Origin of the sequence: Pseudomonas sp. LTGT-11-2Z, from assembly GCF_003691445.1 — a bacterium.
GTDB lineage: Bacteria > Pseudomonadota > Gammaproteobacteria > Pseudomonadales > Pseudomonadaceae > Aquipseudomonas > Aquipseudomonas monteilii.
Genome location: NZ_CP033104.1, coordinates 4846815 through 4868094 on the forward strand (window position 1 = coordinate 4846815; position 21280 = coordinate 4868094).

Below are 21280 nucleotides of genomic sequence, written 5' to 3' on the forward strand. Positions count from 1 at the left end.
AGCAACCGATCGCTCAGAGCCCCATGGCCAAACCCAGCACCACAGCAAGCTCAAGCAACTCCACCATCGCGCCAGCGGTATCCCCGGTGGTCCCGCCAAGGCGCCGGCACATCAGTTGCCGCAACCCTGCAAACACAGCGACTGCCAGCAACAGTATCCAGCACGCGCCCCAGCCACCTGCGACCAGGCACATGACCGTACTGCCCAGCAAAGCCCAAGAGGCTTCACGGCGCGGCAGATGATCGGCCAGGGCTTGGCCCAAGCCACCCGAGCGCACGTAGGGGGTACCCAGGAACAGGCCCAACATTGCCGCCCGACCAATCAAGGGCGCCAGCAGCAATTGCGCTCCGATGCCCTGCTCCACCAGCACCCACAAGGCGCAGAACTTCAGCAACAGCACCAATACCAGGGTGACCACGGCAATCGGCCCGCTGCGCGGGTCTTTCATGATCTGCAAGGTGCGTTCACGGTCGCCGAAACCACCCAGCCAGGCGTCAGCACTGTCAGCCAGGCCATCCAGGTGCAAGGCACCACTGAGCAACACCCACAATGTCAGAAGCAAAGCGGCATGCAGCGGTGCTGGCGTACCTTGCAGCAGATGGCTGGCCAGCCACAGCAGTAAGCCGAACAGCAACCCGACCAGCGGGTAGAACAGCAGCGAACGCCCCATTTCACGTGGTGCCGGCATGCCTGGCAGGCTTACAGGCAGGCTGCTGAGAAACTGCAAGGCAATCCAGAATGGCAACATTTCAGCACGCCTCGACCCACTGGCCATCGACACCCGGTACCAGCCGCACCAGCGCACCATGCCCCACCTCAACCTGCAGCAGCTGCGCCCTCGGCACGCCACGGGCTCGGGCCAGCAATAGCCGCATCACACCGCCATGGGTTACCAGCAGCACGCGCTTGCCAGCATGTTGACGGCCTAGCCGCTCGACAGCAGCCAGCACACGTTCGGCAAACGCCTCGACTGGCTCGCCATTGGGTGGCGTAAATGCGTAAGGGTTCTCCCAGAACTGACCCAGAGCATCCGCCTGGTCTTCCATGATCTGCGCAGCGCTTCGGCCCTCCCAGTCGCCAAAATGCAGCTCCTGAAGGCCGGGTTCTCGTTGCACCGGCAAATTCAACTGCGCCCCCAGTTCATCGGCAAAGCGGGCGCAGCGCTGCAGCGGCGAGCTGACCAGCACCTCCCAGGGCCCCGCCTCGGCCACGGCACCACGCATCTGCGCCCAGCCCTTGTCAGTCAACGCATCGTCAAGGCTGCCGCGCAGGCCGCCCTGTTCGGTTTCGCCATGGCGCAACAAGTCGAGGATCATGCCGGGCGGTCCGCCACCGCAGCTTCGGCGAACGTCGCCATCTGCCCGTGCAGCGCGCAGGCGAGGCGCAGCAGCGGCACGGCGAGCGCAGCACCACTGCCCTCACCCAAACGAAGGCCCAGCGCCAGTAGCGGTTCGGCCTGCAAGGCCTCGAGCAATGCTTTGTGCCCGGGTTCCGCCCCTTGGTGAGCGAACAGCAACCACGCCCGGCACTGCGGATTAAGGCGCACCGCCGCCAGCGCGGCAACGCTACAGATGAAGCCGTCGACCAGTACGGCGATACCCGCCTGCGCACAAGCGATGTAGGCGCCCGCCAACGCAGCGATCTCAAAGCCACCGACGCAACCCAAGGCTTGCAGCGGGTCCGCAGCCTGCAACTTGTGCAAGCGAAGGGCGTGCTCAATGACTTCGGCCTTGTGCCGCACACCCGCGCTGTCCAGGCCCGTGCCCGGGCCGCTCAGTTCAGCAGGCGGGCAGCCCAGCAGGACGCTGGCCAAGGCGGCGGCGGCTGTGGTGTTGCCTATCCCCATCTCGCCACCAATGAACAGCTGCGCACCCCGTTCGGCAGCACGCAGCGCGCTGTCGCGGCCCGCCTGCAAAGCAGCTTGCAGTTGGCCTTCGGTCATTGCCGGCTGGCGAGCGAAGTTGGCCGTACCGGCCCCAAGGCGCAAGTGGTGCACGCCCGGCAAGGCCAGATCAGAGTCGATGGTGCCCAGGTCGACCACTTCGAGGCTGGCCTGCAGCTCGCGCGCCAGCACGCTGATCGCTGCACCACCCCCTAGGAAGTTGCGCAGCATCTGCCCGGTCACCGCCTGCGGGTAAGCTGAGATACCCTCCTCGACCACACCGTGGTCACCGGCAAAAACAGTGATGGCGGCCTGATCCAGCACCGGCCTTTCACGCCCCTGCAGGCCGGCAAGCTGAATGGCCAGGCCTTCAAGCTGGCCAAGCGAACCGGCAGGCTTGGTCAGTTGCTGCTGACGGGCGCGGGCCTGGTCCATGGCGGCGTTATCGAGGGGTTGGCAGGCATCACGCCACCAGGCTTGTGTCATAGTGCAGGTCCTTTAAGCATTAAGGGCAGGCCGGCCACGGTCAGCACAACGCGCTGACAACGTTCGGCCACGGCCTGGTGAAGCCAGCCGGCCAGGTCGACATAACGCCGGGTCAGCTCGCCCATGGGCACGACGCCCAGGCCGGTTTCGTTACTGACCAGGATCAGGGTGCCAGGCAACTGCTCAAGGCAGACCAGCAGGGCATCTCGTTCCTCGGCCAGGCGCTGGTCATCTTCAAGCATCAGCAGGTTGGTCAACCACAGGGTCAGGCAGTCCACCAGCAGGCAACGGCCTTCGGCCGCTTCGGCGCGCAGCACAGCGGCCAGGGCCAGCGGTTCTTCGATCAGCCCCCAGTCGTCCGGACGGCGTTGGCGGTGCAGCAACACACGTTCGTTCATTTCACCGTCCAGCGGCTGGCTGGTGGCAATGTAGGTCACCGGCAGGCCACTGGCACTGGCCAACTGTTCGGCGAGGCGGCTCTTGCCGGAGCGGGCGCCACCGAGGATCAGGCTGCGCATGTCAGGCCACCCCACAGAGTTGGCGCAAGCGCGTGGTGTCCAGGTATTTTTCCACCAGGTCGGCCAGACGCTCGATGTCGCGCTCGCGCAGGGCTTCGTAATCGATGGTCTGGGCATCTTCCAGGCCGGCCCAGCGCAGCAGCGCGGCGCACGAGTGGCAGCCCTCGAACAGGCCGTGCAGGTAGGTGGCAAGGATCTGCCCATCATCGCTCACCGCGCCATCACAACGACCATCAGCCAGTTGCACGGCAGGCTGTTCCAAACCAGGGCCGGTGGTGACGCCTGCGTGAATCTCATAACCGGCAACCGGCGCCGCTTCAAGGTTCAGTACCCCGGCAACGTTGCGCAACTGCTTCTCGGCCTCAAGCACCGTGGTGTAATCCAGCAGACCAAGCCCCGGGCTCGACCCGGCAGGGCCCTCGAGGCCTAGCGGGTCATGCACTTCACGGCCCAGCATCTGCAGGCCCCCACAAATGCCGATCAGCTTGCCGCCGTAGCGCAGGTGCCGCTCGATGGCTTTGTCCCAACCGCGCTCGCGCAGTTGCGCCAGGTCGCCACGCACGCTCTTGGAGCCCGGCAGAATGATCAGGTCGGCAGCCGGAATCGGCTGGCCCGGGCCAATGAACTGCAGGTCCACCTGCGGGTGCAGGCGCAGCGGGTCGAAGTCGGTGTGGTTACTGATGCGCGGCAGTACCGGCACGATCACCTTGAGCACACGCTCGCTTTTGGCGCCTTGGCGCACATCGATGCCGTCTTCGGCTTCCAGGTGCAAATCGGTGACGTAGGGCAACACGCCCAGCACCGGCTTGCCGGTGCGTTGCTCCAGCCAGTCCAGCCCCGGCTGCAACAGGGCGATGTCGCCACGGAAGCGGTTGATGACAAAGCCCTTGACCCGCGCCTGCTCACTGGGCGAAAGCAGCTCCAGCGTGCCGACAAGGTGCGCGAACACGCCACCACGGTTGATGTCGGCGACCAGGATCACCGGGCAATCGACGGCTTCGGCAAAGCCCATGTTGGCGATGTCGCCGGCCCGCAGGTTGATCTCTGCCGGTGACCCGGCGCCTTCGACCATGACCACCGGCCAGGCGGCACTCAGGCGCTGGTGCGAAGCCAGCACCGCCTGCATGGCGATGGCCTTGTAGTCGTGGTAGGCCACCGCATTCATGCTGGTGACCGCACGGCCATGAATGATCACCTGGGCACCGGTGTCGCTGTTGGGCTTGAGCAGTACCGGGTTCATGTCGGTATGCGGCGCCAGCCGGCACGCCTGGGCCTGCACCGCCTGGGCGCGGCCAATTTCGCCGCCGTCGGCGGTTACCGCGCTGTTCAGCGCCATGTTCTGCGGTTTGAACGGCACCACAGCGACGCCCTGGCGCAACAACCAGCGGCACAATGCGGTCACCAGCGTGCTCTTGCCGGCATCGGAGGTGGTGCCTTGCACCATGAGGGTGGTCATGCCGATTCCTTTTGATAGTCGGTCAGCGCCTGGGCCAGGCGCTGTTCATCGGCCGCACTCTCGGGCAACCCCAGGCGCACGGCCGGAGGGTGTTCGAACAGGCGCACCAGAATGCCGCGACGGGCGAGAAAGTCATGCAACGGCGCGGCACGCTCGCTGCGCACGTACTGGAACAGGTCACAACCGCCGCTTGGCGCCAGGCCTGTGCCAGCCAACAAGGTGGCAAGGCGCTGGCTGGCAGCAGCGCAACGTTCAGTCTGCAAACGCTGCGCAGCTTCGTCGGCCAAGCTGGCCTGGGCCAGCACCCGGGTCGGGCCGTTGACGGTCCAAGGGCCAAGCAACTCGGCCAGACGCAACAGCAGGCTGCGCTCAGCGGCGACGAAGCCCAGCCGCACTCCGGCCAAACCGAAGAATTTACCGAATGAACGCAGCACGATCAGGCCCTCGCGACCCGCGCAGTCCACCACGCTGTCTGCCGGGGTGTTGTCCATGAACGCTTCATCGACCAGCAGCCAGCCACCGCGCGCAGCCAGGCGCGCATGCCAAGCCAACAGCTTCTCACGCGGGACCCGCCGCCCGGTCGGGTTGTTGGGGTTGACCAGCACCAGCACGTCGAGGCTATCGAGCGCTGCGTCAACCTGTGCCTCGTCCAGCTCAACCAACTGATGTCCCGCCCGCTGCCAGGCGTACGGGTGTTCGGCATAACATGGCGTCAGCACCCCTGTCCGGCCTGCGGCGCGCAGCAGCGGCAAAGCCTGGATTGCGGCCTGAGAGCCCGCTACCGGCAGCAGCTGGCTGGCACCGTAGTACGCGCGTGCAGCGTCTTCCAGGCCGTCCTCGACCTCCGGTAGACGCGCCCACGCATCCATAGGAATCGGTGGGATCGGGAATGGCCAGGGCGCGATGCCGCTGGACAGGTCGAGCCACTGCTCGCGAGGAATGCCGTACTGCTGCACTGCGCGCAGCAGGCGGCCACCGTGTTCAAGCATTGATGTAAGCCCCCAGGCAGATCAACAACAGCCACAACCACACACCCCGCTGCACCAGGGCCCAACCACGCTCGATGGCATCGGCATCGGCCACTGGCCCCTCGCCCAGGCGCGGCCGCTCATGAAGCTCGCCGTGGTACACCGCCGGGCCACCGAGCTCCACGCCCAGTGCACCGGCCCCTGCAGCCATCACCGGGCCGGCGTTAGGGCTGTCCCACAGGGGGCCCTGCTTGCGCCAGCAGGCCAGGGCCAGGCGGGTCTTGCCCAGCAGCGCATAAGTCAGCGCCACCAGCCTTGCGGGAAGGTAGTTGAGCACGTCGTCGATACGCGCCGCGCACCAGCCGAAACGTTCGAAGCGCTCATTACGGTAGCCCCACATGGCATCCAGCGTGTTGCTCAGGCGATACAGCACCACACCCGGCGCGCCTGCTACCACAAACCAGAACAGCGCGGCGAACACCGCATCGCTGCCGTTCTCCAGCACCGACTCGGTGGCCGCCCGGGCCACTGCCGGCTCGTCCAGTTCGCGGGTTTCGCGGCTGACCAGGTAGCCGACGCGCCGACGCGCCTCTTCCAGGTTGCCTTGGCGCAACGCGTTGGCCACCGGCAGCACATGCTCGCCCAGGCTACGCAGCCCCACGGCGCAGTAAAGCGCCAGCACATCCACCAGCCAGCCGATGTAAGGCAGCCACGACAGGACCAGCGCCACCAGGGTCAGCGGCACCACCGCCAGAAACCACGCACTCACCCCATGGCTGCGCCAGCCGCGCCCGCCGGCATTCAGGCGGCGCTCAAGGTTACTGGCCATATTGCCAAAAGCCACCAACGGGTGGCGCCGCTGCGGCTCGCCCAGCAAAGCGTCCAGGGCTACCCCGGCCACGGTCAGCAAGGCCACGCTCATTGACGCTCTCCCCATTGGTTCTCGTAAAGCATTTCGCTCAAGGGCCGCTCTTCGGCCCAGTTTTCCTGCACCAGCATCGGCACCGGGTAGAACTCGGTGACCGGCCCCAGGCACAGCACCGCCACCGGCTTGGCACCTGCAGGCATGCCCAGCAAAGCGGCCAAAGCCTGCGGCTCGAACAGCGACACCCAGCCCATGCCCAGCCCTTCGCCACGCGCAGCCAGCCACAGGTTCTGGATGGCACAGGCCAGCGAGGCCAGGTCCATTTCCGGCAGCGTGCGGCGGCCGAAGATGTGCGGTTCCCGGTTATCCATCAAGGCCGCCACCAGCAGCTCGGCGCAGTCGTTGATGCCTTCAACCTTCAGCTTCATGAAGGCATCGGAACGCTCGCCCAATGCCTCAGCGGTGCGCACCCGCTCCGCCTCCACCAAGGCCTGGATGCGGCCACGCAGATCACGCCGGGTAATGCGGATAAAGCGCCACGGCTGCATCAGCCCGACACTGGGCGCCTGATGCGCGGCGGCCAGCAAACGGGCAAGCAGCTCTGGCGCCACCTGGCCACCGGCAAAATGGCGCATGTCGCGACGCTCACCAATGGCCCGGTAGATCGCGGCGCGCTCGACGTCGCTGAAGGCATGTTCGCTCATGGCCGCAACAGCGCCGCCGCCGCATCCGGGTTGGAGGGGAAGTAGAAATGCACGTATGAGGCCGTCAACCGGCCCAAGCGATACACCGCTTCGTTGCCACGCCCGCCATTAGGGCTAAGGCCACGGGCGATCGGTTCCAGCTCGGTGCTGGTCAGCGAGTGATGGTAGGTATGGCCACGCAAGGTGCCCTCCGGCAGCTCTACCGCCTGCAGCGCCAGGGCCGCCAGGCGCTTCTGCATGGTCGCCTCGCCCCGCAGCAGGCCCAGCAGTTCGGCACGCTCGCCTGCCACGTCGGTCAAGGCATCGAGCAGGTACAGCATGCCGCCGCACTCGGCCAGCAAGGGTTTGCCCTGAGCATGATGGGCGCGGATTGCCTCGCACATCGGCGCATTGGCGGCCAGGGCATGGTGATGCAGCTCGGGGTAGCCGCCCGGCAGGTACAGGCTATCCACCGCCGGTAGTTCGCGGTCGTGCAGCGGCGAGAAGAATTCCAGCTGCGCCCCGAGGTTGCGCAGCAGGTCGAGGTTGGCCCCGTAGGTAAAGGCAAACGCTTCGTCGCGTGCCACGCCAATGCGCACCCCTGCCAGCGAAGCAGCACACGGTTGCGTTTCGGGCTCGGCAAAGCTCACCGGCGGTGGCAAGGCTGCGTTGCAGCTGGCGCCAAGCGCCTCGGCGGCGGCATCCAGGCGGGCATCCAGGTCGTTCAGCTCGCTGGCCTGAACCAGCCCGAGATGGCGGCTGGGCAATTCGATGCCGCGCTCGCGCGATAAGCCGCCATACCAGCGCAAGCCCTGGGTCAGGCTACCTTCCAGCAGTTGCGCGTGGCGCAGGCTGCCCACCCGGTTGGCCAACACCCCGGCAAACGGCAAGTCGGCCTGGTAGCGCGCCAGGCCCAGGGCCAATGCGCCGAACGTCTGGGCCATGGCCGTGCCGTCGATCACCGCCAGCACCGGCACGCCGAAGTGGCGCGCCAAGTCGGCGCTGGACGGGGTGCCATCAAACAGCCCCATCACCCCTTCGATCAGGATCAGGTCGGCCTCGCCCGCAGCGTCCCACAGCAGGCGACGGCTTTCTTCGGCACCGATCATCCACAGGTCCAGTTGGTACACCGGCGCGCCACTGGCGCGCTCCAGGATCATCGGGTCAAGGAAATCCGGGCCACACTTGAACACGCGCACCTTGCGCCCGAGGTTACGGTGCAAGCGGGCCAGCGCGGCGGTGACGGTAGTCTTGCCCTGGCCAGAGGCTGGTGCCGCGATCAACACGGCGGGACAATGGCGCGATTGACTCACAGTTCAACGCCCTTCTGTGCGCGAATGCCCGCCTGGAAGGCGTGCTTGAGCATACCCATCTCGGTCACGGTATCGGCCAGTTCGATCATTTCAGGCTTGGCCGCACGACCCGTGACAATCACATGCTGCATCGGCGGGCGGGCCTGGATGTCTGAAAGCACCTGGTCCAGGTCGAGGTAGCCGTGCTTGAGGGCGATGTTCAGCTCATCCAGCACCACAAACTGCACATCTGGGTCTTGCAGCAGCTGGCGCGACACCGCCCAGGCGGCTTCGGCGGCGGCGATGTCACGCTGGCGGTCCTGGGTTTCCCAGGTGAAGCCCTCGCCCATCACGTGATAGCGCACCTGCTCAGGAAAGCGGCGGAAGAACAGCTCTTCCCCTGTGCTGTTGCGGCCCTTGATGAACTGCACAACACCGCACTGCATGCCATGGCCCAGCGCGCGCGCGAGCATGCCGAAGGCCGAGCTGCTCTTGCCCTTGCCATTGCCGGTCAGCACCAGCAACAGGCCGCATTCGTTGGGGGAATTGGCGATACGTTCGTCGATGACCGCCTTCTTGCGCTGCATGCGCGCCAGGTGGCGTTCGTCACGTTCGGTGGATTCGCTCATCAGGGTTCTCCGCTGGCTGGCACCGTGGCAACGCACGCTGACAGGTAATAGGCAGGCAAACGGAGTACGCGCAGGGGCCATGGCAGGGCGCCACGGTGCACCGCGCATCACCCTCCGTGATGCCGTTGGCAGTAACAGGCCGGTCTCCGGGCTTGTGAGCGGGCTTTGGCCCGGGCCTGCGCGCCTTCCCGGGTACCTGTACCCAGTGGCCCTGCGCGGCCGCGACTCACCTACCGTTGCGGGGGCAGCGCCGGAATCGCGCCATGCTGGCGCCCACCGGCTTCCCAGTTTCACCCTGCCCAGTCGGGGCTGGCAGGGCACCTGAAACACGCGCGAAGGTTAGAGGGTTGTACCCGGAGCGTCAATCGAAGCGGGCCGCTTTGCAGCCGAACAGGCACCGCCTGGGTAATGGCCAATTCACCGGGTTGTGCCACACTGAACGCAGCGATATCACATAGCCATCATTTTCAGCTGGACGCGATTACAACGATAACAGGAGAGCGCAGCATGCGAGGCCAGATCATCAACAACCCGCGCCTGGAGTTTCTCGCCCCGGTGCTGGAGCGCTGGGGCGACTGCATCGACCGCTTCAATCAATTTGCTGGCGATGCCGAAGCACCTTATTGGCATGGCGCAGCCGCGAATACCGGGCTGCTTGCCGCAGCCGCGTGGCAGGCCGAACTGACGGCGCTGCAGCAGTTTGCCGGCAAGAAGCAGCGCGACGAAGGCGAACACGAAGGGCGCTGCGACCTGTCGATCAGCAGTGCCGATGAAGCGCTGTACCTCAGTGTCAGCCAGCGCTGGCCAAAAATTGCCCGACTGGACATGGCCGAAGCGTTGCAGCAGACCGCTGCCGTCGCGCGCCAGGTGGCCTACCCCAGTCAGTTGAGAGCCGGCGCGCTGTTCATCAGCCCGTGGAAGGCTGGCCAGCACGCCAGCCCCGAGGAACTGCAGGACCTAGTCGACGATTTACAGAAACATACCGCCTGTGCGATTGCCTGGTACTTCCCGTACCCCTATCGCAAATTGCACAACGAGCTGGGGCAGTATTTTCCGGGGGTGGCGTTGCTGCTCAAGCAGGCTTGAACCAACGCCGGCGCAGCGGACATCTTGGTCTTGATCTTCGCGACTTCAGGAGGCCGGAGTGAGGCCTCCTGAAGTCGCAATCGGCGGCGCCTGAAGTATCGCGCGCTTAAAAGCAGAAGCAATGGCAACGACCCTGGTATTCAGGGGTTTTGCGCCAGGTGCCCTTGCGGAATCACCCGCTTGGCCTGCAAGTACGCCTTGGCCCAATAGCTGTTGGAAAGGTAGTCCAGGCGCACCGTTCCGCCTGTCGAGGGCGCATGCACAAAGCGCCCTTCGCCAACATAGATACCGGCATGGCTGACCTGCGAGCCACCACTGGTAGCAAAGAACACCAGGTCACCGGACTGCAGCGACTGGGCATCCACCGTGGGTGCGCGCATGACGATCATTTCCCGCGTCGAACGCGGCAGGCTGATGCCGGCAGCATCACGGTAGACGTACTTGATCAGGCCACTGCAGTCGAAGCCGGAGTCCGGCGTATTGCCCCCCCAACGGTAAGGCGTACCCACAAGGCCAATGGCACGGATCAATACGTCATCGGCAATCGGCGAAGGGCTTGGCTGGCTGTAGGAAACCTGCGGCTGAACCACAGGGGCCGGCGCCGGAGCGCGGCTGGAGCAGGCAGCCAGCAAGGCTGCCAGGGAGAGAAATGCGAAGCGCGCCATCTTTACCATGGCCAGAACATCCTGTCTGAGATTGCTGCGCCGCAGCCAAAAAGAGTTGAGAATTTAGATTAGACGCTTTCTGTAAATACGCACGGCGGCGAGCTTTTCTCAAAGCATCGCCGCCGTGGCAGAATACAGCATTTTGCCATCAGTTGCGCGCGATGTTGGTCGGCGCCATGGCCAAGGCACGCTTGGCTTCGATGAAGGTCTTGCTCCAGTAGCGGTCACCGAGGCTGTCGATGCGTACGCCACCGCTGCGGCGGCTGCTGGAATGGATGAACTGGTTGTCACCCAGGTAGATGCCGGCATGGCTGACGCGGCCGCGACCGTTGGTGCTGAAGAACAGCAGATCACCCGGTTTGAGCTTGTTGCGGGCCACTTTCGGGGCATCGACGTTGATCATTTCGCGCGTCGAGCGTGGCAGGGTCATGCCCGCCTCTTCGCGGAACAGATAGCCGATGAAACCGCTGCAGTCGAAACCGGACTTTTCAGAGGTACCACCGAAGCGGTAGCGAGTGCCGATCAACGACATGCCGCGCTCGAGAATACTGTCCGCCAGCACGGGCAGCTGGTATGGCTTGCTGTTGCTGGAGAAGGCCTCCAGGTCATCTTCAGTGGCCAGCTCCTCCGGCTCGCCGAACACCGACGAGGACGAAGCTTTAGCCTTGATCACCGATTGTGCAGCGACCGGGGTGTGATCCTGAGGCTGAGAAACCGGGCCTTGGGCCGCGCAGCCAAAAAGCAGGGTCACGAGTGCGAGTGGCACGAGGGGTGCGAAGCGCTTTAGCATGGGCACGACCGTGTCTGTAATCCTTTAGAAGGGTGAAACTATGCCCTCTATCATGGCCATTTGCAAATTTTATCGAAAAAGATGTGACTTTTTTGTTTTGCCGCTCTGGCCCAGCGTTTTCAGGGGGTTACCAGCCGAGGGTTTCCTTGAGGAACGGAATGGTGAGCTTGCGTTGTGCCTGCAGCGAGGCCTGGTCGAGGCGCTCCAGCAGGTCGAACAGCGCGCTCATGCTGCGCGCACCGCGGGTGAGGATGAAGTGACCGACTTCGTCGGTGAGGTGCAGGCCGCGGCGCGAAGCACGCAGTTGCAGGGCTCGCAGCTTGTCTTCGTCAGACAAACCACGCATCTGGAAGACCAAGGCCAGGGTCAGCCGCGACTTCAGGTCCGGCAACTTGATGGGCAATTCGCGCGGGGATGCCGAGGCGGCCAGCAGCAAGCGCCGGCCACTGTCACGCAGGCGGTTGAACAAGTGGAACATGGCCTCTTCCCAGTCCGCCTTGCCGGCAATCACGTGCAAGTCGTCGATGCACACCAGTTCGTACTGGGCCAAGTAGTCAAGCAGTTCTACACCGCGATCGAGCAGTTGCGCCAATGGCAGATAGACAGCAGGTTCGCCGCGTTGCTGGAAGCGGTGGGTGGCAGCCTGCAGCAGGTGGCTACGGCCAACACCCTGCTTGCCCCACAGGTAGATAAGGCTCTCGGTCCAGCCGGCGTCGGCTTCGCATAGCCGCTCGACGTAGCCCAATGCCGCAGCATTGGCGCCCGGATAGTAGTTGATGAAGGTGGCGTCATCGCGCAGGCGCACACCCAGGGGCAACTGGATCGGTGGTTTCATGCTCGCGGGCGGTCAGCAGGACCGCAGGGGGCCTTTGGTGAACAATGTTGCAAAGTCTATACCCGCAAGTCGGGCCGCACAATCACGGCAACAGATAGCACAAGCAAAATCAACAAGTTGCGCTAAGTTGGGGCTGCATCGCAGCCCCAACATCACAACTGAGGGTCGATATCCCCGGCATACATGTCCGATTCCTTGTACATGTCATGCACATGCCGCAGCAGCACCATGATCACGGCCGCCACCGGCAGCGCCAGCAGCACCCCGGTAAAGCCGAACAGTTCGCCACCGGCCAGGATGGCAAAGATCACCGCCACAGGGTGCAGGCCAATCCGGTCCCCTACCAATAGCGGCGTCAACACCATGCCTTCGAGTGCCTGCCCGACCATAAACACTGCGACGATGCCCAGCATCGGATACAGGTCGCCCCCAAACTGGAACAACCCTGCCACCAAGGCCGCACCGATACCTATGATGAAGCCCATGTAGGGCACGATGGCGGCCAACCCTGCGAGCATACCGATGAGCAGGCCCAGTTCCAGCCCGACCAGCATCAACCCGGCCGAATAAATGACGCCCAAGGCCAGCATTACCATCAGTTGCCCACGCACGAACGCCCCGAGTACTTCGTGGCATTCGCCCGCCAACCCGACCACCTGCGGCTCACGCTGGCGTGGCAGCAGGCTGCGCAGCTTGGCCATCATCAGGTCCCAGTCACGCAGCAGGTAAAAGCCCACCACCGGAATCAGTACCATGTTGGCCAGCCAGGCCATCAGCGCCAGGCTCGAAGCCGTGGCATGCGACAGCAGCATGCCGACGATGTCGGTGGTCTGGCCCATGTGGCCAGCGATGGCAGCTTTGATCTTGTCGAATTTCCAGAAGCCGTCAGCCAGGCCCAAGCGGCTCTGCACCCAAGGCAACGCAACATGCTCAAGCCAGTCGAGCATCTGTGGCGCCAGCTCGTACAAGCGCACCAGCTGCTTGGCAAGCATCGGCACCAGCACCAGCAGCAGGGCTAGCAACAGCAGGGTGAACACCACCACAACGCCCCAGGTACGCGACAGCCCCAGACGCTCCAGGCGGTCGACCAACGGGTCGGCCAGGTAGGCTAGCAGGATGCCGACCAGAAACGGGGTAAGAATGTTGTGCAAGCTATAAAGCAGCACAGTGACCAGCAGGGCAGCGCCCAGCCAGATCCAGCGACGAACGTCGGTCACGGTATGCTCCCCTTACCAGCGAAAACGCAGGCCGTCGAACGGCTTGGGTGCAGGTTGGGCCGGCGCAGGTTGCTCACCGGCTGCCGGTGCTGGCGTGGCGGGCGCTACCGGCATCTGCTCTGCGGGCAACTCCTGCAACTTGGCCAGGCCGAGTTGGGCGCGCAGCTGTTCGCGGTTGCCGGTCACACCATAGGTCAGAGTGGTGCCTTCAGCCATTTGCAGGCGTGGGCCATAGGGTTCGAGCACACGGGCAAGCTCGGCATAGCGCTGCAGGTTCACCCCCTGCACCTGTACCTGCATCTGGCTGCTGGCACCCGGACGGGTGACATAACGCGGCGCCAGGCGACTGCTGACCGCCAACATGACCGCGTCAGCCAGGGCAGCCGGGTCGCCCCCTTCGGCCGTGCCTTGTTCACGCTGGTCGCCCAGCCACAGCTGCCACTTGCCCTGCCATTTGCCGTCTGCTTCCTGTGCATGCACCGCCAACAAGGCATCGGCGCCATAACGCTCGGCGGCCTCACGCAAAGGTGCCGGGTCGCTGGCTTCGATCTGCTTGGCATTGGCTACCAGTTGCTCCTGCAAGTCGGCCAGCGGCAAGCGCAACGGCAGGCCACGGTGTTGGGCGGCACGGCGCAGGGGCTGGGCGCTGGCCTGGCCGTCACCGACGAGACTGCTGCCTTCGGCACTGTCATTCAGCCACCAGCCGAGAATCGAAGGCCGATTGCTGCCCCACAGCGCCAGGCCGGCCTTGCGCAAGGCCCGCTCGGTGCTACCGGGGTCGAACTCGACCACCACCGACTCGGGTGGGCCGGCCTCGCTGCCAACCTGGTTGATGATTTGCTGCGGGTCTTTGCGCAACTCGGCAAGTGCCGGGCTTTGCACTGCCTTGGGGTCGCCGGTCAGGCGCAGCACCAAGGTGTCGAGGGCTTTGGCAGTGGCGCTAGTACGGGCTTCGGCGCCCTGCCCGGCCATAGGCTCGCGCACCTGATACAGGCCGGCGACATTTTCAGCCTGGGCTGCAACCGATATCAGGGCCAGGCCGCCGACCGCCAGAATATTGAACAAACGCATGAAGGATTCCTGTCCAGTCGAGCATGAAGCTCGCTACTTGCAGCTTATACACATGCAACCGCATCAACCACCCTCAGCCCTTTTTCAACAATTTACCGCCCTGCCCGTCGGCCTGAGGATGGCCGCTGCCCGGCAACCCTGATAAAATCGCGCGCCTTCACAGACCACTGACGTTTCAGGCAGCCGCCGCCTACCCGCCGGCCTTGGCCGTCTTGGTCGTTTTTAAGAATCCCTCCCTCCTAAAGGCCTGGATCAATGAGCAAGCAACCCTCCCTGAGCTACAAGGACGCCGGTGTAGACATCGACGCCGGCGAAGCACTGGTCGAACGCATCAAGGGCGTGGCAAAACGCACCGCACGCCCTGAAGTCATGGGTGGCCTGGGCGGCTTCGGCGCCCTCTGCGAGATCCCGGCCGGCTACAAGCAGCCGGTGCTGGTCTCCGGCACCGACGGCGTCGGCACCAAGCTGCGCCTGGCGCTGAACCTGAACAAGCACGACAGCATCGGCCAGGACCTGGTCGCCATGTGCGTGAACGACCTGGTGGTATGCGGCGCCGAGCCGCTGTTCTTCCTCGACTACTACGCCACCGGCAAGCTGAACGTTGACGTGGCCGCCACCGTGGTCACCGGCATTGGCGCCGGTTGCGAACTGGCCGGCTGCTCGCTGGTCGGTGGTGAAACCGCCGAAATGCCTGGCATGTACGAAGGTGAAGACTACGACCTGGCTGGCTTCTGCGTCGGCGTGGTGGAAAAAGCCGAAATCATCGACGGGTCCAAGGTTGCCACTGGCGACGCGCTGATCGCCCTGCCGTCCTCGGGCCCGCATTCCAACGGCTACTCGCTGATCCGCAAAATCCTCGAAGTGTCCGCTACCGACATCGAAAACACCCAGCTGGACGGCAAGCCGCTGACCGACCTGCTGATGGCGCCGACCCGCATCTACGTCAAGCCGCTGCTGCAACTGATCAAGAACACCGGCGCCGTCAAGGCCATGGCCCACATCACCGGTGGCGGCCTGCTGGATAACATCCCGCGCGTACTGCCGAAAAACGCCCAGGCCGTGGTTGACGTGGCCAGCTGGCAGCGTCCGGCGGTGTTCGACTTCCTGCAGGAAAAAGGCAACGTCGACGAGCACGAAATGCACCGCGTACTGAACTGCGGCGTGGGCATGGTCATCTGCGTAGCCCAGGACCAGGTTGAAGCTGCCCTGAACGAACTGCGCGCCGCCGGTGAGCAGCCGTGGGTCATCGGCCACATCGCCGAAGCCGCCGAAGGCGCCGCCCAGGTCGAGCTGCAGAACCTCAAGGCACACTGATGCCGAGCAAGACCTGCAATGTAGTGGTACTGCTGTCGGGCTCCGGCAGCAACCTGCAAGCCCTGATCGACAGCTGCCAAGGCCAGGACAGCCCGGTGCGCATCCGTGCGGTGGTTTCCAACCGCGCCGATGCCTACGGCCTGCAACGTGCCGCGGCGGCCGGTATCGACAGCGTGGTGCTCGACCACACCCAGTTCGACGGCCGTGAAGCCTTCGATGCCGCGCTGGTTGCGCGCATCGACGGTTTTGCGCCGGACCTGGTGGTGCTGGCCGGCTTCATGCGCATCCTCAGTGGCGACTTCGTGCGCCACTACCAGGGCCGCCTGCTCAACATCCACCCGTCGCTGCTGCCCAAGTACAAGGGCCTGCATACCCACCGGCGGGCACTGGAGGCAGGCGACGCCGAGCACGGCTGCAGCGTACACTTCGTGACTGAGGAACTCGATGGCGGCCCACTGGTCGTACAGGCTGTGGTACCGGTGGCGTCTGACGACACCGTCGAAAGCCTGGCCCAACGGGTACACCGTCAGGAACACCTGATCTACCCGCTGGCGGTGCGCTGGTTCGCTGAAGGGCGCTTGCGCCTTGGCGAACAGGGCGCATTACTGGATGGCCAGCCCCTGGCGGCCAGCGGTCACTTGATTCGATCCTAGGAGAATTTATGCGTCGCGCCCTGCTTTTGGCTCTCGCCGTGCTCGCCCTGCCCCTCCAGGCAGCTGATCTGAAGCCTTTCTCGGCCAGCTACACCGCCGACTGGAAGCAGCTGCCCATGAGCGGCACCGCCGAGCGCAGCCTGGTCAAGAATGCCAATGGTACCTGGGACCTTAACTTCAAGGCCTCCATGATGATCGCCAGCCTGACCGAGCAAAGCACCCTGCGCATGGAAAACGACACCCTGCTGCCGCAGAAGTACCACTTCGAGCGCGGCGGCCTGGGCAAGGCCAAGAAGGTCGACCTGAACTTCGACTGGACTGGCAAGAAAGTCACCGGCAGCGACCGTGGCGATGCCGTCAGCCTACCGCTGAACCGTGGCGTGCTGGACAAGTCGTCCTACCAGTTGGCCCTGCAGCATGACGTGGCCGCCGGCAAGAAAAGCATGACCTACCAGGTGGTTGATGGTGACGAGATCGACACCTACGACTTCCGCGTGCTGGGCACCGAAAAAGTCACCACCAAGACCGGCCAGGTCGATGCGGTAAAGGTCGAGCGCGTGCGCGACCCAAGCCAGAGCAAGCGCATCACCGAGCTGTGGTTCGCCAAGAACTGGGACTACCTGCTGGTGCAACTGCGCCAGGTAGAGACCGATGGCAAGGAGTACGTGATCGTGCTGCAGGATGGCACGGTCGATGGCAAGCCGGTGAAAGGCAACTGATCCAGCACTGTCTGCAACATCCCAAGCCCCGCCCAGTGCGGGGCTTTTTTATGCTCTTGTGCAAAGGCACTGGCCTTCATGAAACTTGTTTCATGCCCGTTTTATTTACTTAGCCTGCTAACAAACTCTATAAAGAGGGTGTGCGACACACTGTCGCAGCCAACTGAAGAAGTGGAGTTTACCGATGACTGTCCAAGTAACCGAACGCGACGAATCGAAAATGTCCCACGAAAGCCTGGCCGCCGGCATGCGGATCTGGGATGTGCACCAACAAGGTCAACTGGTGGGGATGTTCCACAACGAACACGAAGCGCACCAATACCGCGTAGAGCTGGAAGACCTGGAAAACCAGCGCACCACGCAATGACCCAGCCTTCAAATAAAAAACCCCGCCAAGGCGGGGTTTTTCGTGTTTACCACATCAGATCATCAGGGATCTTGTAGGCGGCGTACGGGTCATCTTCGTCCGCTTCCTCGACATGGGTATTGAGCAGCAGGATACGGCCAGGGTCGCGCTCCTGGATCTTCACCGCCGCTTCGCGAGGGATAACCTCGTAGCCACCGGCATGAGAAACCACGGCCAACGCGCCGTTACTCAGCTTGGTACGCATCAAGGCATTGACGGCAATGCGCTTGACCTTCTTGTCATCGACGAAGTTGTAGTAATCCTCGGTGCTCAGCTTGGGCAGGCGAGTAGCTTCGATCAGTTGCTTGATCTGTGCAGCACGGGCCTTCTGCTCGGCCTTTTCCTGCTGCTGGCGATTCAGCTCCTGGTCACGCTTGACCTTTTCGGCCATGGCTTCCTTGGCCATGCGCTGCTGGCTGTCGTCGACTTCGACCTGGCCTTTGTGCTCCATGCGCTTCTGTTTCTTTTCAGCTTTGTTGGTCTGCGAGACCTGTTTCTGGTTGACCAGACCGGCTTTGAGCAATTGGTCGCGAAGGGAAAGGCTCATGAATGTTCACTCACTTATGCAACAGCTCAGCCGCAGCTGGGCAGGTTCTTTTCCTGACGCTTGGCTTCCCCCCAAAGGGCATCCAGTTCATCAAGGTTACAATCTTCAATGGGACGACCACTGTCGCGCAATGCCTGTTCGATAAAACGGAAACGTCGTTCGAACTTGCGGTTGGCGCGGCGCAGGGCGTTTTCCGGGTCATGCTTGAGGTGGCGGGCCAGGTTGACGGTGGCGAACAGCAGGTCGCCCACTTCATCTTCGAGGGCATCGGCATCGCCGTCGGCCATGGCCTGCAACACTTCGTCCAGTTCTTCGCGCACCTTGTCCAGCACCGGCAATGCCGCCGGCCAGTCGAAACCGACCGTGGCGGCGCGCTTTTGCAGTTTGGCTGCCCGTGACAGGGCCGGCAAGGCTGACGGCACGTCATCGAGCAGCGACAGTTGCTCGGGCGTGCTTTTCTCGGCCCGCTCCTCGGCCTTGATCTCCTCCCAACGGGACTTGACCTGGGCCTCGCTCAGGCTGGGGGTATCCAGCGGCGCATAAAGCTCGCCGGTAGGGAATACATGCGGATGGCGACGAATCAGCTTGCGGGTGATGCTGTCGACCACGCCATCGAACTCGAAACGCCCCTCCTCCCGGGCCAGCTGGCTGTAGTAGACCACCTGGAACAGCAAGTCGCCCAGCTCACCTTGCAGGTGCTCGAAATCACCGCGCTCGATGGTGTCGGCGACCTCGTAGGCTTCTTCAATCGTGTGCGGGACGATGCTCGCGTAGTTCTGCTTGAGGTCCCATGGGCAACCGTACTGCGGGTCGCGCAGGCGGGCCATGAGGTGCAGCAGGTCTTCGAGGGTGTAGGTCATGTAGGCAGGTCCTTCGGTGGCGCCCTCTTCGCGGCCAAGCCCACTCCTACAGGGGTAGGAGCGGGTTTACCCTCGAAGCAGGCGCCGCAGTCTCAAGGGGTACGATTACGCCGCGTCTCGATGATGTTCGGCAACTGCGAGATCCGCCCCAGCAGGCGCCCCAGCGCGTCCAGGCCCGGAATCTCGATGGTCAGCGACATCAGCGCGGTGTTGTCTTCCTTGTTCGAGCGGGTGTTCACCGCCAGCACGTTGATTTTCTCGTTCAGCAGCACCTGCGAAACGTCGCGCAGCAGGCCCGGGCGGTCGTAGGCACGAATAACGATGTCAACCGGGTAGGTCTGCACCGGGATCGGCCCCCAGCTCACCTGGATCATGCGCTCCGGCTCCTTGCCCGCCAGCTGCAGCACCGAGGCGCAGTCCTGGCGGTGGATGCTCACGCCACGGCCCTGGGTGATGTAGCCGACAATGGCATCGCCCGGCAGCGGCTGGCAGCAACCGGCCATCTGCGTCAGCAGGTTGCCGACCCCCTGGATCTGGATATCGCCACGCTTGCCAGTACGCGGGCCGGTAGGCTTGCGCGGCACCAGCTCGATCTGCTCGATACGCTCGGGTTCCAGCAACTGCTGGGCAGCATTGACCAGATGGGCCAGGCGCAGGTCGCCCGCCCCCAGCGAGGCGAACATGTCCTCGGCGGTCTTGACGTTGGTTTTCTCAGCCAGGCGCTCGAAGTCGACCTGCGGCAGGCCCAGGCGGCTGAGTTCACGTTCGAGCAAAGTCTTGCCAGCGGCGACGTTCTGGTCGCGCGCCTGCAGCTTGAACCAGTGCACGATCTTGGCCCGCGCCCGCGAGGTGGTGACATAGCCCAGGTTGGAGTTCAACCAGTCGCGGCTGGGGTTACCGTGCTTGCTGGTGATGATCTCGACCTGCTCGCCGGTCTGCAGGCTGTAGTTCAGCGGTACGATACGGCCGTTGATCTTGGCGCCACGGCAGTTATGGCCAATCTCGGTGTGCACGCGGTAGGCGAAGTCCAGCGGCGTGGCACCCTTGGGCAGGTCGATGGCATGGCCGTCCGGGGTGAATACGTAAACCCGGTCCGGCTCGATGTCGACGCGCAGCTGCTCGGCCAGGCCACCGATGTCGCCCAGCTCTTCGTGCCACTCCAGCACCTGGCGCAGCCAGGAGATCTTCTCTTCGTAGTGGTTGGAGCTCGGCTTGACGTCGGTGCCCTTGTAGCGCCAGTGGGCGCATACGCCGAGCTCGGCTTCTTCGTGCATGCCGTGGGTACGGATCTGCACTTCCAGCACCTTGCCCTCGGGGCCGATCACCGCCGTGTGCAGCGAGCGATAGCCGTTCTCCTTGGGGTTGGCGATGTAGTCGTCGAACTCTTTGGGAATGTGCCGCCACAGCGTGTGCACAATGCCCAACGCGGTGTAGCAGTCGCGGATTTCCGGCACCAGCACGCGCACCGCACGCACGTCGTAGATCTGGCTGAATTCCAGGCCTTTGCGCTGCATCTTGCGCCAGATCGAATAAATGTGTTTCGCCCGACCGCTGATATCGGCCTTCACGCCTGTGGCCAGCAACTCGTTCTGCAACTGGTTCATCACGTCGCTGATGAAGCGCTCGCGGTCCAGTCGGCGCTCGTGCAGCAGTTTGGCGATCTGCTTGTACTGGTCGGGTTCGAGGTAGCGGAAAGACAGGTCTTCCAGCTCCCACTTGATGTGGCCGATACCCAGGCGGTGCGCCAGCGGCGCATAGATGTCGAACACCTCGCGCGCGACACGCAGGCGTTTCTCGTCGTCAGCAGCCTTGACCGCACGGATCGCGCAGGTGCGCTCGGCCAGCTTGATCAGGGCCACACGCACGTCGTCGACCATGGCCACGAGCATCTTGCGCAGGTTCTCGACCTGCGCCTGCGAGCCCAGCACCAGCGACTGCCGTGGGCTGAGGCTGGCACTGATGGCGGCCATGCGCAGCACGCCATCGATCAGCTTCGACACCACCGGGCCAAAACGTTGGCTGACTTCAGCCAGGGTGACCTTGCCTTCGCGCACCGAGCGGTAGATGACCGCTGCCACCAGGGAGTCCTGGTCGAGCTTGAGGTCGGCGAGAATTTCGGCGATCTCCAGCCCCGCCTGAAAGCTGGACGTACCGTCCGCCCAGGAATGCTTGGCCGGGTTGCCCTTTTTCTCGACCTCATGGGCAAACTCGCAGGCCTCTTTCAGCGCTGCGCGATCCAGTGCCGAATCGACGCTTACCACATGGTCCAACCATGCTTCGAGATTGATACTGCCGTCGGTGTTGACCGGCTGGTGCACTCTCACCTGTACCATCTTTG

At 63.9% G+C, this 21280-nt stretch carries 23 protein-coding genes and 1 riboswitch; of the genes, 5 read left to right on the plus strand and 18 right to left on the minus strand.

The genetic code is table 11. The annotated features are described in order from the left end of the window. Positions 1-13: 13 nt before the first annotated feature. The 10 genes from D8767_RS22870 to cobO are packed head-to-tail and all read right to left on the minus strand — an operon-like array spanning position 14 to position 8779. Positions 14-748 (minus strand): adenosylcobinamide-GDP ribazoletransferase, encoded by a 735-nt coding sequence (locus tag D8767_RS22870; RefSeq protein ID WP_016715478.1) that lies wholly within the window; start codon positions 746-748, stop codon positions 14-16. Position 749: 1 nt separating this feature from the next. Next, positions 750-1316 (minus strand): histidine phosphatase family protein, encoded by a 567-nt coding sequence (locus D8767_RS22875; protein WP_016715477.1) that lies wholly within the window; start codon positions 1314-1316, stop codon positions 750-752. Then, the gene (gene cobT, locus D8767_RS22880) at positions 1313-2368 is read right to left on the minus strand and encodes a nicotinate-nucleotide--dimethylbenzimidazole phosphoribosyltransferase (protein ID WP_016715476.1); all 1056 of its coding nucleotides are present in this window, start codon (positions 2366-2368) and stop codon (positions 1313-1315) included. The genes D8767_RS22875 and cobT overlap by 4 nt, the downstream gene beginning before the upstream one ends. Next, positions 2365-2886, minus strand: a complete 522-nt coding sequence (cobU, locus tag D8767_RS22885; protein WP_016715475.1) for a bifunctional adenosylcobinamide kinase/adenosylcobinamide-phosphate guanylyltransferase — start codon at positions 2884-2886, stop codon at positions 2365-2367. Before cobU ends, cobT begins: the two co-directional genes overlap by 4 nt. 1 nt (position 2887) lies before the next feature. Further along, complete coding sequence (locus D8767_RS22890; protein WP_016715474.1) at positions 2888-4342, minus strand: cobyric acid synthase; 1455 nt, start codon at positions 4340-4342, stop codon at positions 2888-2890. Beyond that, complete coding sequence (gene cobD, locus D8767_RS22895) at positions 4339-5331, minus strand: threonine-phosphate decarboxylase CobD (RefSeq protein ID WP_016715473.1); 993 nt, start codon at positions 5329-5331, stop codon at positions 4339-4341. The genes D8767_RS22890 and cobD overlap by 4 nt, the downstream gene beginning before the upstream one ends. Continuing rightward, positions 5324-6232: an adenosylcobinamide-phosphate synthase CbiB gene (cbiB, locus tag D8767_RS22900; RefSeq protein WP_016715472.1), complete on the minus strand. Its 909-nt coding sequence runs from the start codon at positions 6230-6232 to the stop codon at positions 5324-5326. The genes cobD and cbiB overlap by 8 nt, the downstream gene beginning before the upstream one ends. Next, positions 6229-6879, minus strand: coding sequence for a 5,6-dimethylbenzimidazole synthase (bluB, locus tag D8767_RS22905; protein ID WP_016715471.1), 651 nt, complete (start codon positions 6877-6879; stop codon positions 6229-6231). The genes cbiB and bluB overlap by 4 nt, the downstream gene beginning before the upstream one ends. Further along, positions 6876-8171: a cobyrinate a,c-diamide synthase gene (locus D8767_RS22910; RefSeq protein WP_016715470.1), complete on the minus strand. Its 1296-nt coding sequence runs from the start codon at positions 8169-8171 to the stop codon at positions 6876-6878. Before D8767_RS22910 ends, bluB begins: the two co-directional genes overlap by 4 nt. After that, positions 8168-8779, minus strand: a complete 612-nt coding sequence (gene cobO / locus D8767_RS22915; RefSeq protein ID WP_016715469.1) for a cob(I)yrinic acid a,c-diamide adenosyltransferase — start codon at positions 8777-8779, stop codon at positions 8168-8170. Before cobO ends, D8767_RS22910 begins: the two co-directional genes overlap by 4 nt. 119 nt (positions 8780-8898) lie before the next feature. Beyond that, positions 8899-9119: riboswitch (cobalamin riboswitch) on the minus strand. A gap of 167 nt (positions 9120-9286) precedes the next feature. Here cobO and D8767_RS22920 point away from each other — a divergent pair. Further along, positions 9287-9865, plus strand: a complete 579-nt coding sequence (locus D8767_RS22920; protein WP_016715468.1) for a hypothetical protein — start codon at positions 9287-9289, stop codon at positions 9863-9865. 140 nt (positions 9866-10005) lie between these two features. Here the strand turns inward: D8767_RS22920 and D8767_RS22925 are convergent, their stop codons facing one another. From D8767_RS22925 to D8767_RS22945, 5 genes are all read right to left on the minus strand, one after another. After that, the gene (locus D8767_RS22925; RefSeq protein ID WP_016715467.1) at positions 10006-10539 is read right to left on the minus strand and encodes a C40 family peptidase; all 534 of its coding nucleotides are present in this window, start codon (positions 10537-10539) and stop codon (positions 10006-10008) included. A 139-nt stretch (positions 10540-10678) separates the two neighbouring features. Then, positions 10679-11320 carry a C40 family peptidase gene (locus D8767_RS22930; RefSeq protein WP_016715466.1) on the minus strand — a complete coding sequence of 214 codons (642 nt, stop codon included), beginning with the start codon at positions 11318-11320 and terminating at the stop codon, positions 10679-10681. Between the two features lie 127 nt (positions 11321-11447). Then, complete coding sequence (gene hda, locus D8767_RS22935) at positions 11448-12155, minus strand: DnaA regulatory inactivator Hda (protein WP_003252443.1); 708 nt, start codon at positions 12153-12155, stop codon at positions 11448-11450. 152 nt (positions 12156-12307) lie between these two features. After that, complete coding sequence (locus tag D8767_RS22940) at positions 12308-13372, minus strand: AI-2E family transporter (protein ID WP_122048440.1); 1065 nt, start codon at positions 13370-13372, stop codon at positions 12308-12310. A gap of 12 nt (positions 13373-13384) precedes the next feature. Beyond that, a complete protein-coding gene (locus D8767_RS22945) occupies positions 13385-14443 on the minus strand; it encodes a DUF2066 domain-containing protein (protein ID WP_028698696.1) in 1059 nt (352 codons plus the stop codon). Positions 14444-14698: 255 nt separating this feature from the next. Between D8767_RS22945 and purM the strand changes: the two genes are divergently transcribed. From purM to D8767_RS22965, 4 genes are all read left to right on the plus strand, one after another. Next, entirely contained in the window at positions 14699-15757 is a 1059-nt protein-coding gene (gene purM / locus D8767_RS22950; RefSeq protein WP_003252437.1) for a phosphoribosylformylglycinamidine cyclo-ligase, read from the plus strand. Beyond that, entirely contained in the window at positions 15757-16410 is a 654-nt protein-coding gene (gene purN / locus D8767_RS22955; protein WP_016715463.1) for a phosphoribosylglycinamide formyltransferase, read from the plus strand. The genes purM and purN overlap by 1 nt, the downstream gene beginning before the upstream one ends. An 8-nt stretch (positions 16411-16418) precedes the next feature. After that, complete coding sequence (locus D8767_RS22960; RefSeq protein ID WP_016715462.1) at positions 16419-17129, plus strand: DUF3108 domain-containing protein; 711 nt, start codon at positions 16419-16421, stop codon at positions 17127-17129. Between the two features lie 184 nt (positions 17130-17313). Then, positions 17314-17496, plus strand: a complete 183-nt coding sequence (locus D8767_RS22965) for a hypothetical protein (RefSeq protein WP_016715461.1) — start codon at positions 17314-17316, stop codon at positions 17494-17496. Between the two features lie 46 nt (positions 17497-17542). Here the strand turns inward: D8767_RS22965 and D8767_RS22970 are convergent, their stop codons facing one another. The 3 genes from D8767_RS22970 to relA form a co-directional block, all read right to left on the minus strand. Further along, positions 17543-18082: a DUF2058 domain-containing protein gene (locus D8767_RS22970; RefSeq protein WP_016715460.1), complete on the minus strand. Its 540-nt coding sequence runs from the start codon at positions 18080-18082 to the stop codon at positions 17543-17545. 26 nt (positions 18083-18108) lie between these two features. Continuing rightward, positions 18109-18942, minus strand: coding sequence for a nucleoside triphosphate pyrophosphohydrolase (gene mazG / locus D8767_RS22975; protein ID WP_016715459.1), 834 nt, complete (start codon positions 18940-18942; stop codon positions 18109-18111). A gap of 92 nt (positions 18943-19034) precedes the next feature. Next, on the minus strand, positions 19035-21275 hold the full coding sequence (gene relA, locus D8767_RS22980) for a GTP diphosphokinase (protein ID WP_016715458.1): 2241 nt from the start codon (positions 21273-21275) through the stop codon (positions 19035-19037). Positions 21276-21280: the final 5 nt, after the last annotated feature.

What these genes read in the sequence shown, in the direction of transcription:
- D8767_RS22970 (WP_016715460.1), bottom strand. Translation starts at nt 18,082, where the DNA reads ATGAGCCTTTCCCTTCGCGACCAATTGCTCAAAGCCGGTCTGGTCAAC.
- cobU (WP_016715475.1), bottom strand. Translation starts at nt 2,886, where the DNA reads ATGCGCAGCCTGATCCTCGGTGGCGCCCGCTCCGGCAAGAGCCGCCTC.
- D8767_RS22960 (WP_016715462.1), top strand. Translation starts at nt 16,419, where the DNA reads ATGCGTCGCGCCCTGCTTTTGGCTCTCGCCGTGCTCGCCCTGCCCCTC.
- D8767_RS22870 (WP_016715478.1), bottom strand. Translation starts at nt 748, where the DNA reads ATGTTGCCATTCTGGATTGCCTTGCAGTTTCTCAGCAGCCTGCCTGTA.
- purN (WP_016715463.1), top strand. Translation starts at nt 15,757, where the DNA reads ATGCCGAGCAAGACCTGCAATGTAGTGGTACTGCTGTCGGGCTCCGGC.
- D8767_RS22890 (WP_016715474.1), bottom strand. Translation starts at nt 4,342, where the DNA reads ATGACCACCCTCATGGTGCAAGGCACCACCTCCGATGCCGGCAAGAGC.
- D8767_RS22925 (WP_016715467.1), bottom strand. Translation starts at nt 10,539, where the DNA reads ATGGTAAAGATGGCGCGCTTCGCATTTCTCTCCCTGGCAGCCTTGCTG.
- relA (WP_016715458.1), bottom strand. Translation starts at nt 21,275, where the DNA reads ATGGTACAGGTGAGAGTGCACCAGCCGGTCAACACCGACGGCAGTATC.
- D8767_RS22945 (WP_028698696.1), bottom strand. Translation starts at nt 14,443, where the DNA reads ATGCGTTTGTTCAATATTCTGGCGGTCGGCGGCCTGGCCCTGATATCG.
- hda (WP_003252443.1), bottom strand. Translation starts at nt 12,155, where the DNA reads ATGAAACCACCGATCCAGTTGCCCCTGGGTGTGCGCCTGCGCGATGAC.
- cobO (WP_016715469.1), bottom strand. Translation starts at nt 8,779, where the DNA reads ATGAGCGAATCCACCGAACGTGACGAACGCCACCTGGCGCGCATGCAG.
- mazG (WP_016715459.1), bottom strand. Translation starts at nt 18,942, where the DNA reads ATGACCTACACCCTCGAAGACCTGCTGCACCTCATGGCCCGCCTGCGC.
- cbiB (WP_016715472.1), bottom strand. Translation starts at nt 6,232, where the DNA reads ATGAGCGTGGCCTTGCTGACCGTGGCCGGGGTAGCCCTGGACGCTTTG.
- cobT (WP_016715476.1), bottom strand. Translation starts at nt 2,368, where the DNA reads ATGACACAAGCCTGGTGGCGTGATGCCTGCCAACCCCTCGATAACGCC.
- D8767_RS22920 (WP_016715468.1), top strand. Translation starts at nt 9,287, where the DNA reads ATGCGAGGCCAGATCATCAACAACCCGCGCCTGGAGTTTCTCGCCCCG.
- bluB (WP_016715471.1), bottom strand. Translation starts at nt 6,879, where the DNA reads ATGAGCGAACATGCCTTCAGCGACGTCGAGCGCGCCGCGATCTACCGG.
- purM (WP_003252437.1), top strand. Translation starts at nt 14,699, where the DNA reads ATGAGCAAGCAACCCTCCCTGAGCTACAAGGACGCCGGTGTAGACATC.
- D8767_RS22965 (WP_016715461.1), top strand. Translation starts at nt 17,314, where the DNA reads ATGACTGTCCAAGTAACCGAACGCGACGAATCGAAAATGTCCCACGAA.
- D8767_RS22875 (WP_016715477.1), bottom strand. Translation starts at nt 1,316, where the DNA reads ATGATCCTCGACTTGTTGCGCCATGGCGAAACCGAACAGGGCGGCCTG.
- cobD (WP_016715473.1), bottom strand. Translation starts at nt 5,331, where the DNA reads ATGCTTGAACACGGTGGCCGCCTGCTGCGCGCAGTGCAGCAGTACGGC.
- D8767_RS22930 (WP_016715466.1), bottom strand. Translation starts at nt 11,320, where the DNA reads ATGCTAAAGCGCTTCGCACCCCTCGTGCCACTCGCACTCGTGACCCTG.